Source organism: Pseudoduganella sp. GW821-FHT12E03 (assembly GCF_058807115.1).
Map to the genome: position 1 here is coordinate 741727 of NZ_JBXAQJ010000002.1, position 23766 is coordinate 765492.

The 23766-nt window shown below is 61.3% G+C and carries 20 protein-coding genes and 1 pseudogene; 14 read left to right on the forward strand and 7 right to left on the reverse strand.

Annotation, left to right across the window (positions count from 1 at the left end):
- The first annotated feature begins 14 nt into the window (after positions 1-14).
- The 6 genes from AC1RRC_RS06965 (at position 15) to AC1RRC_RS06990 (ending at position 5725) form a co-directional block, all read left to right on the forward strand.
- Positions 15-431, forward strand: a complete 417-nt coding sequence (locus tag AC1RRC_RS06965) for a hypothetical protein (RefSeq protein WP_493054532.1) — start codon at positions 15-17, stop codon at positions 429-431.
- Positions 432-749: 318 nt separating this feature from the next.
- Complete coding sequence (locus AC1RRC_RS06970) at positions 750-953, forward strand: hypothetical protein (protein ID WP_493054533.1); 204 nt, start codon at positions 750-752, stop codon at positions 951-953.
- Positions 940-1752 (forward strand): hypothetical protein, encoded by an 813-nt coding sequence (locus AC1RRC_RS06975; RefSeq protein WP_493054534.1) that lies wholly within the window; start codon positions 940-942, stop codon positions 1750-1752. The genes AC1RRC_RS06970 and AC1RRC_RS06975 overlap by 14 nt, the downstream gene beginning before the upstream one ends.
- Positions 1752-4889: a CHAT domain-containing protein gene (locus AC1RRC_RS06980; protein WP_493054535.1), complete on the forward strand. Its 3138-nt coding sequence runs from the start codon at positions 1752-1754 to the stop codon at positions 4887-4889. Before AC1RRC_RS06975 ends, AC1RRC_RS06980 begins: the two co-directional genes overlap by 1 nt.
- Positions 4889-5407: a hypothetical protein gene (locus tag AC1RRC_RS06985; RefSeq protein ID WP_493054536.1), complete on the forward strand. Its 519-nt coding sequence runs from the start codon at positions 4889-4891 to the stop codon at positions 5405-5407. Before AC1RRC_RS06980 ends, AC1RRC_RS06985 begins: the two co-directional genes overlap by 1 nt.
- Positions 5408-5578: 171 nt before the next feature.
- Positions 5579-5725 carry a hypothetical protein gene (locus AC1RRC_RS06990; protein WP_493054537.1) on the forward strand — a complete coding sequence of 49 codons (147 nt, stop codon included), beginning with the start codon at positions 5579-5581 and terminating at the stop codon, positions 5723-5725.
- 10 nt (positions 5726-5735) lie between these two features.
- Here AC1RRC_RS06990 and AC1RRC_RS06995 read toward each other — a convergent pair whose 3' ends face one another.
- Both AC1RRC_RS06995 and AC1RRC_RS07000 read right to left on the reverse strand, forming a co-directional pair.
- Positions 5736-6047: a sensor histidine kinase gene (locus tag AC1RRC_RS06995; protein ID WP_493054538.1), complete on the reverse strand. Its 312-nt coding sequence runs from the start codon at positions 6045-6047 to the stop codon at positions 5736-5738.
- Positions 6048-6681: 634 nt separating this feature from the next.
- A pseudogene (locus tag AC1RRC_RS07000) lies at positions 6682-7200 on the reverse strand (GAF domain-containing protein); the annotation flags it as partial.
- 310 nt (positions 7201-7510) lie between these two features.
- On the opposite strand from AC1RRC_RS07000, the gene AC1RRC_RS07005 reads away from it, so the two are divergent.
- Positions 7511-8059: a PEP-CTERM sorting domain-containing protein gene (locus AC1RRC_RS07005; RefSeq protein ID WP_493054539.1), complete on the forward strand. Its 549-nt coding sequence runs from the start codon at positions 7511-7513 to the stop codon at positions 8057-8059.
- A 99-nt stretch (positions 8060-8158) separates the two neighbouring features.
- On the opposite strand, the gene AC1RRC_RS07010 is transcribed toward AC1RRC_RS07005, so the two are convergent.
- From AC1RRC_RS07010 to AC1RRC_RS07020, 3 genes are all read right to left on the reverse strand, one after another.
- Positions 8159-9115 (reverse strand): glycoside hydrolase family 43 protein, encoded by a 957-nt coding sequence (locus tag AC1RRC_RS07010; RefSeq protein WP_493054540.1) that lies wholly within the window; start codon positions 9113-9115, stop codon positions 8159-8161.
- Between the two features lie 521 nt (positions 9116-9636).
- The gene (locus AC1RRC_RS07015) at positions 9637-11808 is read right to left on the reverse strand and encodes a hypothetical protein (RefSeq protein WP_493054541.1); all 2172 of its coding nucleotides are present in this window, start codon (positions 11806-11808) and stop codon (positions 9637-9639) included.
- Positions 11809-11825: 17 nt separating this feature from the next.
- Positions 11826-12209, reverse strand: coding sequence for a hypothetical protein (locus tag AC1RRC_RS07020; protein WP_493054542.1), 384 nt, complete (start codon positions 12207-12209; stop codon positions 11826-11828).
- Positions 12210-12305: 96 nt separating this feature from the next.
- Here AC1RRC_RS07020 and AC1RRC_RS07025 point away from each other — a divergent pair, with 96 nt between their 5' ends.
- Both AC1RRC_RS07025 and AC1RRC_RS07030 read left to right on the forward strand, forming a co-directional pair.
- Positions 12306-12836 carry a hypothetical protein gene (locus tag AC1RRC_RS07025; protein ID WP_493054543.1) on the forward strand — a complete coding sequence of 177 codons (531 nt, stop codon included), beginning with the start codon at positions 12306-12308 and terminating at the stop codon, positions 12834-12836.
- Complete coding sequence (locus AC1RRC_RS07030; protein ID WP_493054544.1) at positions 12833-13420, forward strand: DUF4123 domain-containing protein; 588 nt, start codon at positions 12833-12835, stop codon at positions 13418-13420. Before AC1RRC_RS07025 ends, AC1RRC_RS07030 begins: the two co-directional genes overlap by 4 nt.
- 165 nt (positions 13421-13585) lie before the next feature.
- On the opposite strand, the gene AC1RRC_RS07035 is transcribed toward AC1RRC_RS07030, so the two are convergent.
- A complete protein-coding gene (locus AC1RRC_RS07035) occupies positions 13586-15493 on the reverse strand; it encodes a methyl-accepting chemotaxis protein (protein ID WP_493054545.1) in 1908 nt (635 codons plus the stop codon).
- Positions 15494-16026: 533 nt separating this feature from the next.
- Between AC1RRC_RS07035 and AC1RRC_RS07040 the strand changes: the two genes are divergently transcribed.
- Together AC1RRC_RS07040 and AC1RRC_RS07045 are read left to right on the forward strand one after the other, a co-directional pair.
- On the forward strand, positions 16027-17298 hold the full coding sequence (locus AC1RRC_RS07040; protein WP_493054546.1) for a dicarboxylate/amino acid:cation symporter: 1272 nt from the start codon (positions 16027-16029) through the stop codon (positions 17296-17298).
- Positions 17299-17390: 92 nt separating this feature from the next.
- On the forward strand, positions 17391-18545 hold the full coding sequence (locus tag AC1RRC_RS07045; protein WP_493054547.1) for a sigma-54-dependent transcriptional regulator: 1155 nt from the start codon (positions 17391-17393) through the stop codon (positions 18543-18545).
- Positions 18546-18568: 23 nt separating this feature from the next.
- On the opposite strand, the gene AC1RRC_RS07050 is transcribed toward AC1RRC_RS07045, so the two are convergent.
- On the reverse strand, positions 18569-19627 hold the full coding sequence (locus tag AC1RRC_RS07050) for a substrate-binding domain-containing protein (protein WP_493054548.1): 1059 nt from the start codon (positions 19625-19627) through the stop codon (positions 18569-18571).
- Positions 19628-19906: 279 nt separating this feature from the next.
- Between AC1RRC_RS07050 and AC1RRC_RS07055 the strand changes: the two genes are divergently transcribed.
- The 3 genes from AC1RRC_RS07055 (at position 19907) to AC1RRC_RS07065 (ending at position 23760) form a co-directional block, all read left to right on the forward strand.
- A complete protein-coding gene (locus AC1RRC_RS07055) occupies positions 19907-20317 on the forward strand; it encodes a transposase (protein ID WP_493054549.1) in 411 nt (136 codons plus the stop codon).
- 51 nt (positions 20318-20368) lie between these two features.
- Positions 20369-21328, forward strand: a complete 960-nt coding sequence (locus tag AC1RRC_RS07060) for a LacI family DNA-binding transcriptional regulator (RefSeq protein WP_493054550.1) — start codon at positions 20369-20371, stop codon at positions 21326-21328.
- Between the two features lie 128 nt (positions 21329-21456).
- A complete protein-coding gene (locus AC1RRC_RS07065) occupies positions 21457-23760 on the forward strand; it encodes a glycoside hydrolase family 65 protein (protein ID WP_493054551.1) in 2304 nt (767 codons plus the stop codon).
- Positions 23761-23766: the final 6 nt, after the last annotated feature.

Genomic DNA, 23766 nt, shown 5'->3' on the forward strand with positions numbered 1-23766 from the left:
AAAGGGATGTACCTATGAAAACGAAAAACTTCATCAGCCTGGTGGCCGGGGTGGCCAGCCTGGTGGCTTGCAATCTGGCGATGGCGGAAAGCCACCAAATTCCTTTGGGATGGGGCAATATCACCCCTTGCACCCGTACCGTCTGGCGTAATGATGGTCTGTTTGGATTGCCATCGCCAACGCTCGAGACAGCGGAGCAGCGCGTTTCAGCCTATGCGGTGATTGAGGCGCCGACCTTGCCGGGCATTCAAAACGATGTCCAGCAATGCGCGGTGCAGGGCGCCGCGGCGGCGACCCTGGCCGCGATCGTGGCGTCACCCGGCGGCGCCATGCCGGCCTTCCAGGCCCAATTCGAAAGCTGCATGCGCGAGCGGGCGTCGGAGTATTTCTCGCTGTCGCTGCAATTGTCGGACGGGGAATGCCAGTGGTAGGTGCCACGCCCGGCGTGGCACCTGATTCGTTGAAAGGGGAGGAAAAAAATGCGTTTCAACCTGTTAAAACACTGGATCGGTTTCACCCTTATCACGTCCAAGATTGCCAGCGTGTCGGGTATTGCGGACTACTGCGAATGAGTGTTGTGTTTGCTTGATAAGATTCATATTTTTACTATACTCACCGAGGTCCGGTGCAATGCCGGACCAGTTGAAATCACGCCGCTATCCGCTGGCTTGCCGGCCTTGGGTATGCCACTTGCGATGCGATACTTAGAAAAGCGCCGCCGGCAAGGCGGGGCATGCGGGGAGGGGCCTATGAGCAAGATTTCGGCTGCCATGGTTGGCGTCCTGGCGGGGGGCATGGTGGTGTACGCTGTGTTTGCCTGGGTGTTTTACGATGTCGACATCAGCGGGTTTGCGGGCCTCGTCGGGATGGGCGCGGTCATCGGCGGCGCCCTGGGCGCACGATTCGGCGGCGGAGCTGCCAAGGGCCAGGAGAGCGGCGATGCGCGCCGCTGACGCGTGGCGCGGCGCCCGCCGCGTGCTGGCAAGCCTGCCGGTCGCGTTGCTCCTGCTGCTCGGCGGATGCGCGGCGCAGTTCCCGGACGGTACGGGGCAGCGCGACGGCGTGGTCGTTCACACGTGGTCGCCGGTGTCAAAGCCCGTCCAGGCCGCCTGGGAGGGCCCGCGCACGCTGCTCTACACCTATGTGCTGTCCGGCGATGCGGCGGCCGGCACGGCGCAGGATAGTCTCCGGCATGCCCGGGCGCGCCAGGCGCTGGCCAAGGTGTTGCGGGAGGTCCAGGCCAGCCAGACCGCCCAATCGCTCGGCGAGGCCGGCCTGTTGCGGCAGGCGAACCAGTTCATTATTCCCGCCCGCGATTACCGTGGCGGCGAGCTCGCCCTCGGACATTACGACTTTGCCCTCTCCGCGGGTTTCCTGAACCGGGTCCGTGTGGCGCTGAATGACGAGGCGTTGCGGCGGCGGCTTGATCAGCTTGGCCCGTTCCTGATCGCCACGCGGCGGCCCCTCAACGAGATGGGCATCGCGCAAGGTGGCAATCGGTCCGATCCGCCCGCGTTGGTGATGCTGGTCGACCTGAGCGGCGCCCACCCGGAAGCCATGGCCGCCTATATCAATGGCTTCAAGGATGCGGTCCGCAACACGGCGCCGGACCAGCTGCGGCAATTGTCCCCATTGCGTGCCGAGTTTGCTTCCCTCTTGTTGAAGCTGAATGAGGCGCTGCCGTTTGTCGCCGAGGCGTACGCGGACACGAACAAAATGCTCTCCGCGGCGGGTGGGACAAAAGGTGAGTGATGAACAAGCTGTTGCGCCGAGGCTGGTGGGCCGTGCTTGCTGTCGCATGGGCCTGCGTTGCGCTACCGCTTCCGGCGCGGGCGGAACTCACGCCGCCTGACCTGGAGCGCTGGATCGCGCCGGCATTTTGCCGGATCGCACCGTGGGCGGGTTCGGCCGGCCTGGAGATGGCCAGCGTCAGCTACCACGCCAACCGCAACCGGGAAGCTGCCGCCCAGTTCGATACTGTGCGGCGCAGCAACGGGGATGCCGCCGTCCGCATCGCGGCGGCGATTGGCCAGGCGCGTGCGCTGAAAGTCATGGCGTGCGACGATGAAGCCATGGCGGTGCTGCGCGCCGCGCTGGAGCCGGACCGGCCGCGCACCGCCGCGCACTGTTTTGCACTGTCGCGCCTGGCCCGCCTGACGGTAACGCGGCAGGTGGACGAGGCCGATCGCATGGCCGTGGACGCGTTGCGGTGCGCGCGGGAAACCGGCGCGGACAGTACCGCCAGCGAGGCGCTGACCACGCGCGCCATCATCGCGCTGGCGCGCGGCAGCTGCACAGAGGCGGGCACACAGTTGCGCGACACGCTCAGCGGTTCGGTACAGCCGCTGGCCAGGGCGGAGGCGCTGCGCACACGGGGACAGTGGCATGAAGCATGCGAGCGGGATGTCGGGGCCGCCCGCGGCGCCTACCTCGCCAGCGCCCAGGCGGCACGGACGGCGCGCGATGCGGAGGCGCTGGCGCTGGCGCAGATACTGCACTCGCAGGCGCAGGCCGCTACGGCGCCTGAGGCCGGGTTAATGGACGAGGAACTGGAGGCCGCGTACGCATTGGCGAGCGCCGGCGAGTTACGGCGCACGATAGGCAGTGCGCTGCATTACCATGCCTTACGGCTGGCGCGCGCCGAATCGGGCGTGGCGCTGGGCGAAGCTGTGCGGGAACTGGAGGCCAGTGCGGCGATTCACGCGGCGATCGGCCATCGGTCCCAGGAGCGGCTGATCCGGCTGGCTGCCGGCAATGCCTATCTGGCGCTGGGCGATCACGCCGGTGCGCGGGCGGCGTTTATCCGCAGCAGGGAACTGGCGTTGGCATCCGGCTTGCAGCGGGAGGCCGCCAAGGCCTTGCAAGGGTTGGCGGCGATCGAGCGGCTCGCCGATCCACCCCGGTTTGGCGCGGCGAAGGAATTGATGCGGCAGGCGCTGGCCGAGTTACGCCAGGGTGACGATGCGCCGTCGGATATGGCGCGCGCGCTGCACTCACTGGCCACCATCGAGATGGCGCTGGGCGAACAGGCATCGGCTTCAGCGCATTTCCGGGAAGGCTTGCGGCAGGCGGCGCTGGGGCGCGACAGCGAAGCCGCAGCCCTGCTGCAAGCGAGCCTGGGCTGGGTGGAGTGGCACGCCGGACGGCTCGCGGAGGCGAACGCGGCGTGGCGCATTGCCGTGGCCGGCGGCTCCGGGCAAGCCTATGCGATTGGATGGTGGGGGCTGGCGCGTGCGATCCGGACGCGGTTCCCAAGCATTGCAGCCGGACGCTATGCGCGTGTGATCGACGCAGTCGAACGGATGCGCCCGGCCGGCGCGGACGACAAGGCGCAGCAAGTGTTTGAGCGGCGTTTCTCGGAGGCGTATCGCGAATACGCGGCGCTGCTGATCGACCTGGAACGATACGAATTGGCGCACCACCTGGCCATTCTGATGAACCGGCGGGAGCTGATTGAGCAGCGCTGGACCAGCGGCACGCGTGGCGGCCAGGCGGAGGTGGCGTTCGGCGCGCCGGTCGCGTCCGATCCGCTGGAAGCGTGCCCCAAGGAAGTGGCCGAGCGGGAGCGGGAGTTATTTGAGCGCGCAGACAAGCTGGCGAGCTGGCGCATTGCCGCGCCCGCGGCCTGTTGCCTGGAGGATGGTGGTGTCGAAGCCGGCGCGGAATGCGGCGGCGACCCGGCGCTGGCGGGGTATTGCCAGTGGCGCCAGGGCGTCCGGCGCGCCGAACGGGATGTCATGCGGCTGCAGAATGATTGCCTTGACGAGATCGTGCGTACGACCAGCGCGGGCGGCGGGCCCCATTTCTCATTGAGAAAGGACGAGTTCCGTGCGCAATGGTCGCGCGCCGTTGGCGACGCGGCGATGCATCTGGTGGTAACGATCTTCGACCAGGGACGCTTGCGGGTGCTGGTGCGCGGTCCGGCGCAGGGCAGTTACCGCTCCCGTTCAGTCCCTGTGACGGCGGAGCAGTTGTCGCGCATGACGGCGGCGCTGGGCGATGCCTGGACCCTGGCGGCAAACCAGGTGCGCATGAGCGAGGGGCACGCCAGGGAGGAAGCGCTGGCGGCGGCCGAGGCGCGGATGCGCCAGGGCGTGCTGCACGAACTCTACGCTTTGCTGTTCGCCGGCTTCGACCCGGCCGCACTGCCCATTGCCCCCAAGCCTGGCAGCATGGTGGCTTTTATCAACGACCCGCTGCTGCGCAATGTGCCGATGGCCGCGCTGCACGACGGCAAACGCTATCTGGGTGAGCGCTTCGCGATTGTCCAGGTTACCCGGCAGTCCGTGGTGGCGCCGCCGGCGGCCGGCCAGACCGTGGAATCCCTGGTCATGGGGGTATCGAAGCCGGATTTGCCCAATGTAGAAAGCGAGGTCACGGAAGTCGCGCGCGTGCTGGGCACGGAAGCCTTCCTGAACGAGCAAAGTACGCGCCGGCGCCTGCTGGCCTGGCTGCGGGACCGTCCCCGGGGCGGCCTGGCGCTGCACCTTGCCGCGCACGGATCGATGGGGGGCAGTAGCGCGAGCGCCAGGATCAAGCTGTGGAATGGCGAATTTCTCAGTGGCTCGGACTGGACGGATCAACACGGGCAATGGCGCCAGCTGCGGCTGGTCGTGTTCAGCGCCTGCGTCAGTGCGGTGTCCGGCGCTGACTTGGAGCTGGGCCTGGCCGGAGTCGCGGAGCAAGGGGCGGCGAGTGTGCTGGGTAGCCTGTGGAATGTCGATGACCGGAGTACCGGCCGCTTGATGACAGCTTTCTACGAGAACTGGCGCAAGCGGCCCGAGGCCGGTGTCGCGGACGCGCTGGTTCTGGCCCAGCGCGCCATGCTGAAGGAGCGCACGCATCCCTATTTTTGGGCGGCGTTTATTTTAGTGGGGAGGTGGGACTGATGAACAAGTTCAATATGGACATGCGTAAGGGCGCGCTGCCGTTGTTGGTAGCCGCGCTCAGCATGGCGGCCGGTTGCGGCCCCATGGTCATGCGTGACGGGAATGGTTCATGGCATGCGAGCAGCGTGCCCTTGCCGGACCGCGGCGTTGCGAGCCAGGGCGGGTGGGGCGGCGCCAGCCTGGGCGAGACGGGCGCTGCCCCGTCATCGTTCGGGAGCGGCGGCGGCCCGGGCGGCCCGGGCGGCGAGCCGGCGGGAGGGCGGAAGGGAACCGATCCCAACGACGGATGCCGCCTGCCGCCGTGCGTGGTGGTGGTGAATCCGCAGCCGTCACCCAGTCCTCCGATCAAACCTGTCCCGCCGGATTTACGGGCAGCGCCTGATCGGGAGGCTGCCGTGACGGCGAAACGCGAAGCGCTGGCGGTGCCGGGGGCCGGGCGCAAGGCGAACGCCGTGTCCCCCCTCGTGAAATCCCGGCCCAAGGGCCTGGAGAAGGGGGGAGCGATCGGGCGGCAGTGAACCGGCTTGTTGGCGGCCCAAGTGGCCGGGTGATGCTTCGATGTCAGCGCTGAACCATAGCCACAGCCTCCGGCATCACAAGAAAAAGCGCGAAGGTTTCCGGAGCGATTTGTTCGATTTCGATTGAGTCGTGCTTGGCACCCGGCGCCTTCCCAGCTGAGCTGGAAGGCGATGGTGTGGCGTCCTGTGGCGCGGGGCGCCGCCCTGGAAGCGGTGCAGCCAGTCGCGGAAGCGGCTGTGGCAGGCGTTGACGTGCCGGGCCTGGGCGCACCGCGCTTGCGCGCAATGCCGTTCAAACAGTGCGTGGCGTTTGCCTGAGCCGAGCGCTCTACCCGGGGGCGGACAAGGGCAGTTCAATGGAAAACGTGGCGCCGTTGCCGGCTTCGCTGTGGCAGGTAATGCGTCCACCCAGCAACCCGGTCACAATGTTGTGCGCGATATTCAACCCCAGGCCGCAGCAGCCACCCAGCTTGGTGGTGAAAAACGGATCGAATACCCGGTCAAGGTGGCGCGCGTCGATCCCGGCGCCATTGTCCGTGACCGTCAGCAGCGCCCCGGCCACGCCATGCGGTTGCGCCGCGATCTGTATGACGCCGCCCTGGCGGCCATCGAATGCATGGACCAGGCAGTTGGCCAGCACATTGGCGAGTACCTGGCCCCGGGGCGAGGGGATAGCTGTCCAATACGATGTCCGGGGCGATGTCCGTCTGTATGGCTACGGCGGCATGATCGAGGCTGCGCAGCGCAAGCAGCGCTTCCTCTACCACATGACTCAGCACGAACCTGCGGCGGTCGGCGCCGGCCGGGTTGACCGCGATTTGCTTGAAGCTGCCGATCAGGCCGGCCGCGCGGCCAAGGTTACGCAACATGACGGCGTTGGCTTGCTGCGTATCGGCGATGAACTGTTCCAGTTCGGACTTGCGCAAAGTCTGCCCTTGCGTGCGGTAGCGCGTGGCCAAGGTCTCTGTTTGCTCGCCCAACGTGGACGCCATGGTCATGCAGTTGCCGATCGGCGTATTCAATTCGTGCGCAATGCCGACCACGATCGAGTTCAGCGCGATCAGCTTCTTGCTGCGCACCAGTTCATCCTGCGCCAGTTTCAGCGCGGCCAGGGCCTCGGCCAATTCCAGGTTAGTGTCGGTCAGCGCGCGCACCGCGTCTTCCGCGCGCTCCTTGGCCACATTGAGTTCCCAGGTGCGCTGGTCGACCAGCTCGCGCAAATGCACGCGATGCAGTTCCAGTTCGGCCTCCCGCTGCGCCCGGTCAATCGCGATACTGGCGATGTGGGTTGCCACGTCGAGCAGCGCCAGGTCATTGGGGTTGGGGCTGCGCACCTCGCGGTAATACATGGCGAACGTGCCCAGCACCGTCCCGTTGTCCAGCATGATCGGGCGGGACCAGCACGCCCGGAAGCCATGCGGCGTCAACAGCGCCTTATAGGGTTGCCATAAGGGATCAGTTTCGATGTCCGCGACGATCACGGTTTGCTTGCGGAACATGGCCGAGCCGCACGAACCGACGTTCGGTCCGATCTCGAAACCGTCGAGCGCCTGCATGTATTGAGCGGGCAGGTTGGGACCCGCCCTGCACCGGATGGTTTTGCCGTCGTCGTCGAGCAGCAGCACGGAACAGTACAAGCCTTGCTGTTGCGCTTCAATCAGCAGCGCCAATTGGGTCAAAATCGGATGGAGCAACGCGCCGCGTGCAATCAGTTCCAGCAGCCGGTTTTGGCCAAGGTACAAGTTTTCCTCGGCCAGGATTACCTGCGCTTCGATGTCGGCACCAGGATCCATTTCAACGCTGCTCCTTTGGTTGATCGCAATGACGGGGCGCCTTGCATGGTTTCGCTGGGCAGCGGCGCGGATGCTGTCTTTATCTTCGCTCTATCCCATGCGGGGGGCAAACGCCCCGCAGGCGGGGCAATCAGTTTGTTGTCAATGAGCAACTGTCCGCAAAGCGCCGATTTTCTGACGAGAGCATCGCCGCGTTGCTGGAGCGGCGCACCGCGCGCTGAAAAGCCGCCGCGCATGCTACGCTTTCGATGCATTATTTAAAATGCAAACTTATCTATTTGTTCATTTCACTTTGATACTTGAGGACGCTATGCTGAAAATATGGATGGCAGGGGCAATGATGGTGGTGAGCGCAGGCGCGCTGGCGGAGCAGAAATCGTTCGATATCGTCTACAAGGGTTTTTATGCCTTGCATGCGGATGAGTTTCAGCCTGACACAACGCTGACCGTGTCGATTATTGTCGATGACCGCGATGGGAACGGCGTGTATTCGAAAGATGAACTTTGGGAACTGTCGGCCAGCAACATCCATTACACCAATGGGGCTTGCAACTATCTCAGCTGCATCGATTACTTCAACTGGACGCCGGGCCAGCTCCCCAGCTACAGCGCCCGCTACCAGCGGCAGGACCTGTTCAACTATACGCTGACGGGGATTGTCACCGGTACGGCTTACCGGGAATTCTATTCCGATGGCGGCGGCTTCAGCTCCAGCAAGACTTGGGAGTGGACCGCAGCGACCCAGACCGCGATCATTCCCACCAGCCCGGTACCGGAACCGTCGGGCTACGCCATGCTGGGCGTCGGGCTGGCGGGGCTGATGACGCTGGCGCGCCGGCGGCAGGGGCTGGGGGCATAGGGCGTCAGCGCACGGATGGCCAGCCCGGCCGGGCGGCCATCCGGTGCCGCACCCGATTTCCTGATCGCCAGGTCATCGTTGCGCAGGCCTTGCCGCCGTTTAATTGGGGCCAGCCTTGCGCAGGTTGGCGATCAACGCGGCGGGCACCTGGATCACTGTCCCGTGGCGCATGCGCTGTGGCGTACCTTCGTCGGGGAAATGCATCTTTGCGCTCACGTCTTCCCAATGCACCAGGTCGCGCGTGCGCATGGCGCCATAGTGCCGTGTGGAGTAGGCATCGTAATAAACGACCAGGTCCTTGCCGATTTGCACACCTGTCGGTCCTTCAACCCACAGGCCGGGCGGCGTGACCGGCTTGCCGGGATTGCCGAACGGGCCGGTCACACTGGCGGCCGATGCCAGTTGCAGATATTTGCGCGGCGGCTTCACGGTTTCATCCTTGACCAGCAAATGGTTTTTGCCATTGAACTTGATGAAGGTGGCATCGATCACGCTGAAGCCGGGATCGTAAAACAGTTTGGTGGGCGTGAAGGTCTTGAAATCGCGGGTGGTGGTGGCGTACATGCGGTGGTTATACTTTTCTTCAGAGGTGCCATCCGTTTCAGTGAATTTCCCGGGCACGGTGGACGCCCAGAAAATCACATATTCACGCAGGTCCGCGTTGTAGGTGATTTCCGGCGCCCACGCATTGAGCACACCCGCCTCGTGCGCCATCACCGGCAATTCCTTTTGCTCGGACCAGTGGATCAAATCCATCGACGAGGCGTAGCCGATGTTGTTTTCGTTCCATCCGGAAGTCCATACCATGTGGTAGGTGCCGTCCGGGCCGCGCACGATGCACGGGTCGCGCATCAGCCGGGATGTGCCCACCTTCGGCTCCAGGTAGCTCTTGCCACCGCCCAGCTTTTCCCACCGATAGCCATCACTGCTGGCCGCCAGATGCAGGCCGTCCTCGCCATTCTGGACGAAATAGGCGAACAGGTAGGCGTCGGCGGCCTGGACGTTTGACAAGCCGAGGGCCAGCAGCGATACGCACAGCAGTTTTAGTGTATTCATGGTCGGTTTCATCTTTTCGCTTCCATTATTGGTGTTATCGATAACATATTGTAGCAAACTTCCAGGCGCTGTCTGCAACAATCGTGGAACTTCGCCAGCCGCCCCCGGGCCAAGGAATCGGATCCCTACACCGACGAGTAATTCCGTTGTGCGTGCTTTCAGTTTTTTGGGTGCAGCTTCTCCAAATTGCGGTCATGCGACATTCGGTGAGAATTTCCGCCGATTCTTCGCGGTACAGTATGTGTGGCTTCCATGTGGAAACCATATTAACCCCGGAGAGACCAGATGCTGCTTGCCCGCATTTCGTCCTGCCTGCGCATCCTACTGATCGTTTTTCTTGCCCAGTCGTTCGCTGTCAACGCGGCAACAACCACACTTGTATGCGCGGACGTTTGACCTGGATGGGCGGCTGGTCACTTACCCAGGCCTTCACCGACGATGGCTTGGGCCGGTTGCTGACTTACACCGGCAACACCGGTACGCCAAGCTATGCCTATGACGCCACCGGGAATCTTACCGACTCAATCGTCTTCGCTTTCTTTCATGTCAACGTCGTCCGCCGGACCATCGGGATCGGATGCGATGCCTTTCCCTTTATCGGGAGCCTCATCCTCCGCGCCTTCGCCCTCGGCATCACGTTCGTCGTCGTCGTTATCGTCTTCATCCTCCGCTTCCGCCATCATTTTCAGTCGGACGAGAATTTTTTCAATGATGAGTGAGCGCATCTGCAGGGGATAGTCTGTCTTCTCTATGTTCGGGTAAGCTTTTTTAATCAGCCTGTTTTTGCACAAACTTGTTACGTAGGCACGCAAGTTGCAATAGGTTGTCGTTTTTCCTCTGACCACTTCAACGACAATATCGTCTTCGGCGTGCAACGTTGCGAGGTATTTTCTGCGTAGGTCCATGTAGGGCGATGCCGCATTCCCGCTGACGGTCACCTTTAGGATTTCCGGCGTCCCCTTGAAATCCTGGTTATTTTTCCTGGCTCGGCGCTTGACGAATTCCGCCGCCAGGAAGCGGTTCGACATGTCGACGTCTTCGGACGAGGTGATAAAGCATGGGTCGTAAAACAAATTCTTTTTGACCGTTACCACTTGCTCTATGGGACGGCCGGGCAGCCCCTCCGTGGCTTTCGTCACCGTCAACTTTCCGTCGTGCCCGCTAAACTCCCTGCGGGGAACGCCCGATCCGTGCCCCGCCGCCGTATAGCGAAAGTCGGACTGGATATCGATTTTGTCTTCTTTATCGGTATCGTACGCATCGGCAACCTCCTTGTCATCGAGCACGTTGTGGTCGCATAGCACCACCATGTCCCGCCTGCCGTACAAATCGCCGACAGCCTGCGCCGCCAGGCGGGAAATACCAAAGCCATAGACCTCCGGCTTCGACGTCCAGCAAATCAAACCGACACCGGACAAGGAAAATGAGCTTTTATAATTTTTTTCGGTGTAGTTCTTCGCCTCCGACGAATGAATCACCAGATAGGTGGGGCGCTCGCGGGCGCGCGCCGCCCATAACAGTTTTGCCAGCTGCTCCTGGTTTTGAAACGTGCCAGGATATCCCACGGACGGTACCGCAAGGATTTTTCGCTCGAACAGCTCGGGGGCGCAATCCGCCGGCACTAACTCTTGCAGTTGAAATTCAATGACGCCGCCGCCCCCCCGCCTCGCACGGATGGCCTGGCAAACGTCCCTGTTCAAAATTTTCGAACACTTCACTGGACTATATTTTTCCGCCCCGAACGGACTTTTTTCGAAGCGGGGATTGAGGGAGATTCTTGCGACGGCCAAGTTCTTGCCCTCACTTTTTTTCAGCTTGCCCATACGTTCCGGCTCAGCCGCCGTACTGGATGAGGTCGCCGTGCTGGACGAAGCTGCTGAGGGCTTGGCTGCGGGGTATTGCAGATCAGCCCGCCACCGGCACGGCTGCGTCGTGCCGGTGCTACGCTGGGCAGCCACACTGTCGGCATACTTGCTGGTGATACGATCCAGTTTCCTCGCTTTTTTCCCGCGCCACTGGCGCTTTGGCACCGGCACGGAACCGTCATCTTCCTCGTCGGGGATCGCCAGTTCGCCATCGTCGTTTGCCAGGTGGGCGCCGTCGTCGTCAAAGTCGTGGAAATACACAGTCGACCTGCCCATGCTTCTCAGGTACCTGGCAACGGCCGTTTCAGCCTCACTGCTATTCCAGGCTTCGCCGGCCTGTGGCGCGGGCTTACTGTCGGACCACCCGCCGGCCGTCGCCTGCGTGACGTTCGGCGGCCCCAAACTTGATGCGGCGGCCGGCGGACTGGAGTTCCCGGGATAACTTGCCGCTGCCGGCACGACAGCGGCTGGAAACCATCCGAAGGGGCCAAAATGACTGGAACAGCTGTCCTGGGCGGAATGGCTGGAGCTCGACGATGAGGAGGCATCGCCCCAGTGATAGCGAACCGTATGGCGTCCGATTTGCAGTTCTCCTGTGCGTCTCATCACTCGCTGGCTATCGACGGTGCTCCCGTCGACGTTAACGGATGGCCCGCGAACAACGGAGAATGTCAGCGTCGTAGTCTTATCGTCGTAGATCAAATAGGCGTCCAGATCGTTTATGTCGGCAAGCTGTATATGATCAAACGATGACGGCCCAAAATGCAGCACGGTCACATGGGGCTGGATGGATGTGCCCTTACCATCAACGGAAACTATGAACGGCATCGGAGTATGTCCAGTTGTTAAGATGGCGCGTCAAATTTCGCGGAATATTCAGCAGACTCTTCTTCGGCAACCACAAAACCGGCTACCGCCAGTACGTTGTTGATCAACACATGTTCCTCGACCGGCATGATGAACAGCGCTTCGAAATCCGGATGCTGGTCTAGCCCAGGACCAAATAGGAAGTCCAGCTCGACATATACCCGTAAGCCCCGGTCACTTTCAACTCCATAACGCTTTGCGCTCTGCAACGCCGCTTGCATCCGTCGCAGTAGCGTCGCATCCGATTGCGGCGCCTGTTCGTCAACAAACTCATTCCTTATTGCTGGTAATAACCGCAGAGCAAATTGCGTCAGTAGTGCCGCTCCGACCGCGTCGATTTGCTCTTTCCGCACAGTAAACATATCTTTCGCTCCTGATCGCGTTCCGATAGATTCGGTGAGGTTTCCCGGCGCCGGAAAGGTTAAAATAATCTTAACACTCCATGCCGGGTTTCAGCCATGCAGATCCGCATTTCCAACCATCCCGTCCGCCTCGAATTGCGCGTCTTCCGCCCTACCGGCGGCAACAGCGCGATCGTCCATGGCAGTGAAAACGATACGTACCGCTACCTGAAGGCACACTTGCTCCAGCCATCGGTCATGGCTGAATTGCGCAAGCTGCTGGTGGAATGCGGCACAAGGCCGATGGGGTCGGATGACGACGTACTGCATGAAGCCGCCTCCCGGATCATGATGGAACGCCTGTTTCTGGTGCAAGCCGAACACGCTTCCGCAGGAGGGGCCACGGACGGTGGCATGGCACCGGAGGCACATGCGGCGGCTTTGAAACGTCCGGCGGTCCGGCTACCGATGCCACTGCCGCTGCCGCGCAAACCGCAGGCCACGGAGGCGCCGGCACCGACGCCGGAACTGACGGCTTTCTTGGAGCAGGACGTGCAGGCAGCCGGTCTGGAACAGGCCGCTATTGACGCCACGCTATTTTGCGAAGTGTGCGAATGCGCAGCGCGCGCAGCGGCGGAGGCGAAATGAGCGCACCATGGGAAAGTGGCGCGCATGCGATGACGGTCGAAGAACTTGCCGCGCAGCTCTGGCCCAACGGCAACAGCCTGAAAGACCAGCAAATCCACCTGCTGGCCGATGGCGCGCGCAGCCCCGACATCGCACCGCTGATCCGCTTCGGCAAGCTCGATTTCACTTGCCTGTTTGCGGAGCCGCTGAGCCCGCGCCTGAGGGCCGCGGCACCGTACCTGATCCACCTTGCGGCGGGCTCACCGCAGACGTGCGAATGGCTACAACGTAGTATCGAGGCCCCGCTCGGTATCTTCGTGGCCGCGCCGGCACAGGTCACGACGCAGCAATTGCGGCTGCATTTCAAAAAAATTCTGTGGGTCCACGACGAACAGGAGCGCAAGCTGTATTTCCGCTTTTACGATCCGCGCTTGCTGCCGCTCTACCTCCCCACCTGTACGCCGAAGGAACTCGACATGGTGCTGGGGCCGGCCCAGCAGTGCTGCTGTATCAGCGCAGGCCGCCTGCTGCGGTTTGCGCGCGGGCCTGCGGGGCAGGATCAATCTCCGCCAAGCGGCCGGCGCGTTGGGCCATGCCAGTGTTGATACGACCATCGCCTCTTTCAGCTCCCTAATACCTTCGCGTGCAAAACCGCTCCGTATCTGGGCATTCGCCCCGCCCGGCGTTGCCTTCCGTGCTACTTGTCCGCATCCAGGAGCCGCGCGAGGCGTTTTATCGTTCGCTGGCCAAGGTCCGCAGGGGCTATGCTATTAACTGGGGTTGAAAACGCAACCAGTAAAACGCAATTCGCGCTGCATAACCTGTTGGGACTTGCTCGTCGTGACAAATGCGGGACGATGGGGGGCGTTCGGGGTGACCGGATCACGTAACTTGAAGATGGCCACAGCTTCTTGCAGGGAGGCGGCTTGCTGTTGCAGGCTTTCTGACGCGGCGGCAGCCTGTTCCACCAGTGCGGCGTTTTGCTGTGTCATTGTTTCGATTTGCCCGATGGCCTGGTTGACTTGCCGGATGCCGGTACTCTGATCCTGTGCCGCCGACCTGACACTGGCCATGATGCCGCTGATCCGACCGACGCTGGCCACGACATCGCGCATGCTGATTCCTGCTTCGGTCGCCAGTGCATTGCCGGCTTCAACCTTCTGCACGCTGTCGCTGATCAATCCTTTGATTTCCTTGGCTGCCGTGGCGGAGCGCTGTGCCAGCGTGCGGACTTCAGCGGCTACGACGGCAAAGCCGCGCCCCTGTTCTCCGGCACGGGCGGCTTCCACTGCGGCGTTCAGCGCCAGGATGTTGGTCTGAAATGCGATGCCATCGATCACGCTGATAATGTCGACAATGCGGCGCGAACTGTCGTTGATGGCCTGCATGGTATCCACGACCTGGGCGACGACTTGCCCGCTGCGCGCTGCCAGATCCGTGGCGGTGCCAACCAGGCTCTCGGCTTCCTGTGTATTGGCCGCGTTGTGGTGCACCGTGGCGTTAATCTGGGCCATCGATGCGGCGGTTTCCTGCAGGTTGTTCGCCTGCGCTTCCGTGCGCAATGACAGATCTGCATTACCGCAGGCGATATCGCTGGACGCGTCGCCGATTGTATTAATACTGCCGCGTACGCTGCCGACAATGCCGACCAGGCTGTCGTTCATGCGCTGCAGCGCCCGCATGAGTTGCGCAGTTTCACTGCTGCCCGCGGACTCGATGTGTGTGGTCAAGTCACCCTGTGCAATGCGTTCGGAAATCCTGATCGCTTCCTTGAGCGGCGTACTGACTGAGCGGGCGATCATTTGCGCCAGGAAGCCGGCGAGCATTATCAAACTCGCCATCGCGATGACCATGGTCCAGCGCGTGGTGCGCAAGTCGCCGACCTTGTTTTCCAACATGCGTTCCAGCAGTTGGCTGGCGGTCTGGTTGACGGCGAATTGCGCGTCGATGGCGGCGGTGGTTTGCGCCACATAGTCGGCGCCGGCAAATTCCAGTGTATTGGCGCGGACGATATGGGTCGTAGCCAGTTGCATCGCCTGATCGGTCATGTCATAGGTTTGGCGCCATTGCGCCGCCAGCTTGTCGCGCAGGACCGGGTTGGCGGCAAACGCCTTGTTTAAGCCCGTGCTGGTTTGCGACAGGCGGTCTTGCACCCGCCCGATGATCGCCGCCAGCGCTTGCCGGTCTTCCAGCGAGGCGCCATGTTTGGCCAGCATCCCCGCGCCCTTGGCGCGCATTTTTCCGGTTTCTTCCGTCAGGTACGGCAACTGGTAATACATCGATTGGATCAATTGATAGGAATCGACATCGGGGTCCAGGCTGAGGCCGAACAGGTCGCTGGTCAGGTCACTCACTTCCAGCAGTTTCGGCATCAGTGCGGTGTGCGCCGCATAACTTTCCGACACGGTGATGGTGCGCGCCCGGACGCGGTTGCGTAATTCCTGCCACGCGCGTTTCGGTATGGACCACGCGTCCGCCACCGCCTGGTTGTTAAAGCCTTGCACCAGCGCGTCAAATTTCTCATACGCCAGGTCGGCTTCCTGTTGTTTGGCGTCACGCATGGCACTGACGTCATCGATGCCCCCCAGCAACAGCGCGGACAAGCCGCGATGCTGCTGGGTCAACTGGACAACGTGCAAGATGGCGGCGGCAGGGGGCAGGCCGGCGTGCTCATTCAAGGCGGCCTCCAGTGTTTTGCCGCCTTCGCGCATATATAAGGTTGCGGGTATGTCCGCCAGCACCAGTGCTATGACGCTGAGTATTACAAATTTCTGCCATAACAGCAGCCTGTTCAAGATGGAACGCATGCTCACGATACTCCCCCCAATGAATGATTATTTTAGTTGGCGCTTTATCACTTCTTGTTTATTTCAATTGCATCGTCATTAATGTTTGAATTTAATCATAATTTCAGGCTGGTCTTTCGGTGTGGTTGCTATAATAATGATAGCGCTATCAGTATTTCTGCACTTTAGCATGCTATTGATTTTTGTAAAGTATTTTTCGCCGGATCTGTTTGCCTGTCCCACAAATCATGGGCTACCGGCCCCGCCAGTCCAAGTACTGAGAATGGCTTCGGTTCAGGGGCGTATCACGCTGATAACTTCGTTTAAAAACAATGGGTTAATAATCAATCGGCAGTGCTGCGCAGGTGGAATGTAAATTGCTTTTACTGCTAGGCTGGACTTCGACATTTCACTTGGAGAGAAAAATGAAGCAAAAGCGTCCCCTGACAGTTTATATATTATGTGCAATGGTTGCCGGTATCTTGGTTGGCTATGCTTGTCATGAAACATTCCCCGACCAAAAAATAACAGCGCAGATTGCGTCGCACATCTCTATCGCCGCCGATGTATTTTTACGCCTGATAAAAATGATCATCGCGTTGCTGGTTTTTTCAACGTTGACAATCGGTATAGCCCATTTGGGCGACGGCAAGGCAGCCGGGCGCATTGGCGCCAAAGCAATGTGCTGGTTTGTGATTGCGTCGTTACTGTCGCTGACGTTGGGCATGGTGCTATCCAACCTGATGCAATTGGGCGCCAACCTGGGATTGCCCCTGCCTGCGGCCGATGCCTCGACCGGCCTGAAAACCGCGGCGTTCACGCTCAAGGATTTCGTTTCCCACGTGGTGCCGAAATCGCCGATCGAGGCCATGGCGAACAATGAAATTCTGCAGGTCTTGGTATTTTCCATCTTCTTTGGGGGCGCACTGGGTGGCCTGGGCGAATCCGGCAAGAAGCTGGCGGCTGTCATCGATCAGTTGGCCCATGTGATGCTCAATATCACTGGCAGCATCATGAAACTGGCGCCGCTGGCGGTATTTGCCGCGATGGCCTCGGTCGTGACGACGAACGGCCTGGGCATCCTCGCGACCTTCGCCAAATTCATGGGTGGATTTTATTTGGGCCTGTTTTTGCTGTGGTGCCTGTTGATTGCCGGCGGCTTTGCCTTTATCGGTGCGCGCGTGTTCAAGCTGGTGGGCTTGATCCGGGAACCGTTCTTGCTCGCGTTTTCCACTGCCAGTTCCGAGGCGGCCTATCCCAAACTGCTCGATGCGCTCGATAAATTTGGTGTGCAACGGCGTATTTCGAGTTTTGTTTTACCAATGGGCTACTCGTTCAACCTCGATGGTTCGATGATGTATTGCACCTTTGCGGTGCTGTTCATTAGCCAGGCGTATGGCATCGATCTGCCACTGAGCACGCAAGTCACGATGTTGCTGGTGCTGATGCTGACGTCCAAAGGCATGGCGGGCGTGCCAAGGGCGTCCTTGGTCGTGATTGCCGCAACGTTGAATCAGTTCCATATTCCCGAGGCAGGGCTGTTGCTGTTGATGGGGGTTGACCAATTCCTGGACATGGGCCGCTCGGCGACCAATGCGGTCGGCAATGCCGTGGCGACGGCTGTCGTCGCGAAGTGGGAGGGCGCCCTCGATACCAGTGAAGAAGAGGGCGCGGCAGCCGTCGTGCGCATTGCGTAAGCGCCAAGGCAGTTTTTGCAGGCACGTTCGGCAGGCATCAGCAGTCTGCTCGTACGGTGGCTGACCATCGCAATATAACGAGGAGATTATCCATGCCGGATGGGGTACGGGTCTTGTTTATAGGGAATGATGCCGTGCTGCGCACTCGTTGCGTGTTGGCGTTGCGTCATGCGGATATCAATGTCAAAGGCTTTCATTCCGATGCGTTGACGCCAGACATGGCCAGCCGCGACCTGTCAGGAATCGTTGTCGCTGATTTGTGCCAGTCATTGACGGCGAACCACAAGCTGATGCGTGCGTTGCAAGCAGCACCGCTTGAGTTGCCTGTGATTTTGGTGGAAGAAAGCCGTGGCAGCCTGAACGTGCCGGATGCGCTGCGCGATCGGGCCTTTGACATCATTACCAAACCTTATTCTGCCGACCGGCTGGTGGACTCCGTGCGGCGGGCATTGGCGGCGCGCAGCCGCGGAGTGTCCGGGGCGGCGCGCGCCTGGCGCCGTATCGAGAAGCAAATGGAAGCGCATTTGCTGGGTAATTCAGTGGCCATGCAGCAATTGCGGCGCCAGATTGCCGAATTATCCGACGCGCCAGTGAATGTCTTGGTCCGTGGTGAGCTGGGCAGCGGGAAAAGCGTGGTTGCCGAACGCCTGCATCAATTCAGCCGACGCAAGAAGCATCCCTTTGTGACGATCAAATGCGGCGAACTTTCCTCGATTGGCGGAGATGGCGCTACCTTTGGCATCAATCAATATAGTGGGGTGCCAGGCGCGTCGCGGCGCTACATGAGCAAGATTGAGCAGGCGCACCGGGGGACCTTGTTCCTTGATGAAATCGAGTGCTTGCCGCCTGATTTGCAAATAGCGCTGTCTAGCGCCGTGGCGGAGCGCACAACGGATCCACTGCGGATGCAGCCGCCCAGGCAACTGGACTTGCGCATCATCGCGTCCACCAAGGGAAGTGTGGGTGGGGTGGCGCTGCAGCCGGCATTCCGGAGCGGGTTATATGAGCGCCTGAACATGATCGTGCTGGACGTGCCCCCGTTGCGTGAGCGGGGGGATGACATTCCCTTGTTGCTTGAGCATTTCATGATCGATGCCGCGCACCGTTATGGCAAGCCCGTGCCCGCGGTGCCGGCCGCGCTCAAGAAGATGCTGAAAACGCACCCGTGGCCAGGCAATGCGCTGGAACTGCGCAACGTCGCGGTCCAGTTCGTACTGGGACTGCCGATCCACTACACGCACAGGTAGGGCGTGCCGCTGGCCAGCGCAAATCAGGTCGTGACTCGTTTCACTGCGGTGCGTCTCCTCGCGGGCTTACTGTCGAGATACGGGCCGTCGGAGGTGCCGACCTTGATTTGCGGCTGCCATAACACCTGCAGTTTGCTGCGGCGCTCGCCATCGAGCAGCGCCAGGATCATGTCCGCCAATTGCTGGCCGATCTCTTCCGGGCCAGGCTGGATCACTGCGGTGACGCTGGTGCCCAGCAGCGTGTCGGAAGGCAAGCCATCGTAGACGATGATCGACAAGTCTGTTCCGGGCACGATCCCGGCGTCCAGCACTGCGCGCATGACACCGGTGCCGGCCAGGTTGTTGTCGACCACGATCGCGCTGGGAGGATGGGCCAGGTCGAGCAACCGGGCGACGCAATCATAGCCGCTGCGGCGGTCGAATACGTCTTGCAGCAGGTATTCCGGCGTCACTGCAATGCCCGCCTCGGCGAGCGCCTCAAGATAGCCGGCTTTGCGTTGCACGGAAAAATTCAGCGTGGAGGAGGCGCTGATCAACGCTATCCGCTGGTGCCCCAGCGAAAGCAGGCGATTGACGGCAGCTTTCAGTCCGGCATGATTGTCAATGTCAAACCATGGATAGCGCTCGCAACCCTTGCTGCGGCCATACGCTACAAAGGGGAAATTGTTATCCAGAAGAAATTCCAGGCGGGGATCCCGCTCAAGGGTTTGTGCAACGATCAAGCCATCGACCCGGCGGCGGCCCAGCATGCGGCGGTAAGCCCGCAATTCATCGCCTTCCACTGCCGAGGAAATCACCAGATCCATGTCTTCCTGGTCGAGCCGGATCGCAAGATTGGCAATGGTTTTCAAAAATGCCGCGTCGCCCAGGCCCCGGCTGCTGATCGGGTAAATGATCCCGACCGCATCCATTTTTCCGGTGACCAAGCCGCGCGCGGAAATATTGGGGCTGTAGCCAAGGGATTGCGCTTTGGCCGCCACCATGGCGCGGGTTTTTTCGGACACTTCCGGGTAGCCATTCAAGGCGCGGCTCACGGTAGTAATGGACACGCCTAGCGATCTTGCAATTTCTTTGAGCGACATATAGTTTCGGTTAAGCACAGTGTAATTGCACAGTGGAATTTCAATGCCAGCCTCGGGCCGACCTGGTTGTCAATTATTGGACCGCTTGGCCTGCGCCTGTCTGAAGATCTGGACATTGGCGCACATGATAATACAAAGTCAGGCCGCGCTCGTGCCGGGGCTGGGCATCCCGCCCGGCGTTCCCTCGATGAACTAATGATGTTTACTTCTCATAACGTTTTGGTTAAAATCCAAAACGTTATGAATTAAATCGTCCGTATTTTGAGCGAGTGAAAATAAATGATGCCGCCAACGCCGTCCGCGTCCGTCGAACTCACCGAGCGGAAATTGAAGCATTGCGACGCTTTCCTGGCCGCGCTGGATGGGGCGATGCCTTGGCCGGGGCTGGTGGCCGCGATGGCGCCGCTATTGCTGAAGCAGGGCGGATGGTATGCGGCGATCGACGTCGAGCGCCTGTTGCGCATGTATGTGGTGCGGCGCTGTTACGCATTGTCGACCGAGCACCTGGTATTGGCCATGCTGACCGTCCGTGCAGTGCGGAAATTTGTCGGCGGTGAACCGGAGCCGGCCTGGGATAGCGCGACGACGTTGCGCCTTCAGCTATTGGCAGAGCAGTTCGGGCAAACCGAATGCATTTTTAATGAGTTGAGTGCGCATTTTGCCCAAGTCAGCTTCCCCACGCCCGAGTGATCGATGCCTGCGAAAAAAAACAGTGCGCGTCAGGCTGAAGCAGCGTTGACGATGGAGGATTTGGCAAAGCTGATTGGTGTCTCGTCCATTACCGTGTCGCGCGCGCTGCGCGACAGTCCGTTGGTGGCGCGGGACACGCGCGAGCGCGTGCGCCGGATTGCTGCCGAGCAGGGCTACCGCCTGAACGTCAGTGCGCGCAATCTGCGTATGCGCCGCAGCTATTCGGTCGCCGTGGTGGTGGAAATGACGCCCGTGCGGGGACGCCCCATGTCTGACCCCTACCCGATGGAATTGTTGGCCGGCATTACGCAAGAGTTGACCATCGCCGGCTACAGCGCGGTACTGACGTCGCGCCAGTTGCTTGATACGGGGCCGGTGCAGGGCGCCGACGGCATGATTTTGCTGGGGCAGGGGCTGCATGGCGAGGCGGTCAAGACGTTGCACCAGGCCGCCATGCCACTGGTGGTGTGGGGCGCGCCGATGCCGGAGTCCGATTGCATCGTGGTCGGCAGCGACAACCGCGCGGGCGGGGTCAGCGCGGCGCGCCGGTTTGTCGCACGCGGCCGCCGCAATGTGGTGTTCCTTGGCGACGTCGATCACGCCGAAGTGCGCGAGCGCTGCGCCGGCTTTGTCGATACGCTCGGCAAGCGCGCGGCGGTACGGATTGTGCGCCCCAGGGCGTTTACCTTCGAGGCTGGCTATAACAGCATGCACGCGCTGCTGAAAGACAAGCCGGCGGCTATCGACGGCGTGTTTGCCGCCAGCGACTCGCTGGCGATGGGGGCGATCCGCGCCCTGGCCGAGCACAGCTTGCGGGTGCCGGAAAAGGTCTCCGTCATTGGCTATGACGATACGCCTGGGGCAGCCAGTTTTGTGCCGCCATTGACCAGCGTCTACCAGTCATTGCGTGACGGCGGGGCGCAGTTGGCAAAGAAAATGCTGGCCCTGATCGAGGGCCGGCCGGTGCAGTCCGAAATACTGCCAACCAAACTGGTGGTTCGCCAGACCTAGCGAATTTTCCCCTTGTAGTTCGTAGCACGTGCAGGCGCCGTTTGCCGGCGCTTCCTCCAGATCAAAATGACATCGATACCATCATGAAGGACCACACCTTGCCTCACTCTGATCAGCCTTTATCCGCTATGCAGCCCGATCCGTGGTGCATCCGTGAAAACGCCTTTTCCACGCAATCGCATTTTCTTGCCGAGACCCTGTTCGCGCAGGGCAATGGCTATATCGGCCTGCGCGCCACCGGGGAAGAAGGCTACTGCGGCCCGGCCGCCACCTCGCTCGATGGCAGCTACCTGAATGGGTTTTACGAAACCGAACCCATCGACTATCCCGAGACGGCCTACGGCCTGGCAAAGACCAACCAGTTCATGCTCAATGTCCCCAATGCGAAGGGGATAGAACTGTGGCTGGAAGACGAACGCTTCGATCCGCTGCAGGGCGAGTTGCTGGCCTACGAGCGCACCCTGGACTTCCGGACCGGCGTGCTGCGCCGCTCCCTTGAATGGTGCTCGCCGCAGGGGCGCCGTGTCGCCATCCGCAGCCGGCGCGTAGTCTGCTTCGCCAACAAGCATTTGTTCGCGATCGAATATGAAGTGCGGCCACTGAATTTTTCGGGCCGGGTCCGCCTTGTGACGTCGATCGACGGGGCGGTCAAGAATCAAGAAGCCGGTTCCGATCCGCGCGTCGGTTCGGCGGTGTCCGGGCCGGTCTTGCAATTGATCGAGGCGCGCCAGCATGACGGTTCGGCGGCCCTGGTGCAGCGCACCGTCAATAGCGGCTTTACGCTGGTCACGGCGACGGAGACACTGCTTGACCTTGACCACGGCTCCCACACCACGCGCAACGGGCAGCGCCTGGAACACACGATGACGTTGCAGCTGGAGCAGGGGCAGTTGGCGCGCCTGAATAAGTTCGGCTGCTATTTCTCTTCCCGTGATTACCCGGCGGACGAATTACTGGGACGCGGCCAGGCCACGCTGTCACGTGCCCGGATGGAAGGGTTTGATGCGCTGCTGCGTGCGCAAGAGGCGTACCTGAGCGACTTCTGGCTGCAGGCCGACGTCCAGATCGGCGGCGACGACGCGCTGCAACAGGGCATCCGGTTCAATCAGTTCCACTTGCTGCAGTCGGTCGGGCGCGATGGCAAGACCAATATCGCGGCCAAGGGAGTCACGGGGGAGGGCTACGAAGGCCACTATTTCTGGGATACGGAAATCTATATCTTCCCCTTCTTCCTGTACAACAAACCAGAGATTGCGCGCCAGTTGCTGGAATACCGGTATGCCGGGCTGGGGGCGGCGCGCAAGCGCGCGCGGGAAATGTCGCATGCTAAAGGCGCGTTATACCCGTGGCGCACGATTGCGGGTGAAGAGTGCTCGGCCTACTTTCCGGCCGGCACGGCGCAGTACCACATCAACGCCGACATTACCTACGCGATCAAGCAATATTGGGAAGCCACCCACGACCATGATTACCTGCTGCGCTGCGGCGCTGAAGTGGTGATGGAGACGGCCCGCATCTGGATCGGCATTGGCGGCGATGATCGCGAAGGACGTTTCAGCATCAACCAGGTGACCGGCCCGGACGAGTACACGGCCCTGGTCAACAACAACTATTACACCAATGCGATGGCGCGCATGCATCTGGAATTTGCGGCCACGCTGGCACAGCAATTACAAGCGTCATGGCCGAAGGAATTCGCCGGCATTGCCGAGCGTATGCAGCTCGAAGCGGGCGAGGCCGCCGCATGGCGCGACGCGGCGGCGCGCATGGTGCTGCCGTACGATGCGGCGCTGGGCATCCACCCCCAGGACGACAGCTTTCTGTCCAAGAAAGCCTGGGATTTCGCCAGTGTGCCGAAGGAAAAATATCCGCTGCTGCTGCACTTCCACCCGATGGTGATCTACCGCCACCAGGTCTGCAAGCAGGCGGACGTGGCGCTGGCCCTGCTGTTGCTGAGCGACCAGTTTACGCTGGAAGAAAAGCGCCGCGACTTCGATTACTACGAAGCGATCACCACCCATGATTCGTCGCTGTCGTCCTGCATCTTCAGCATCATTGCCGCCGAGGTGGGGTATGGCGACAAGGCATATGACTACTTCATGGAGACGGCGCGGCTGGACCTGGACAACACGCACGGCAATACCCATTACGGCGTGCATACCGCCGCCATGGCGGGCACCTGGATGGGCGTGGCCTATGGCTTTGGCGGCATGCGCGTGGCGGGCGGCGCGCTGGGGTTCGCGCCCACGCTGCCGCGCCAATGGACGCACTACCGCTTCCAGATCCACTTCCGCGGTTGCCGGCTGGGCGTGCGCGTGACGCAGGCCAGCGTGGAATACCACTTGCTGGCGGGGCCGGCGCTGCAATTTACCCATCGCGGCCAGCCTGTAGTGCTGGGCCTGGCCGGCCGAATCCAATCCTTCCCACTCTGAGAGATC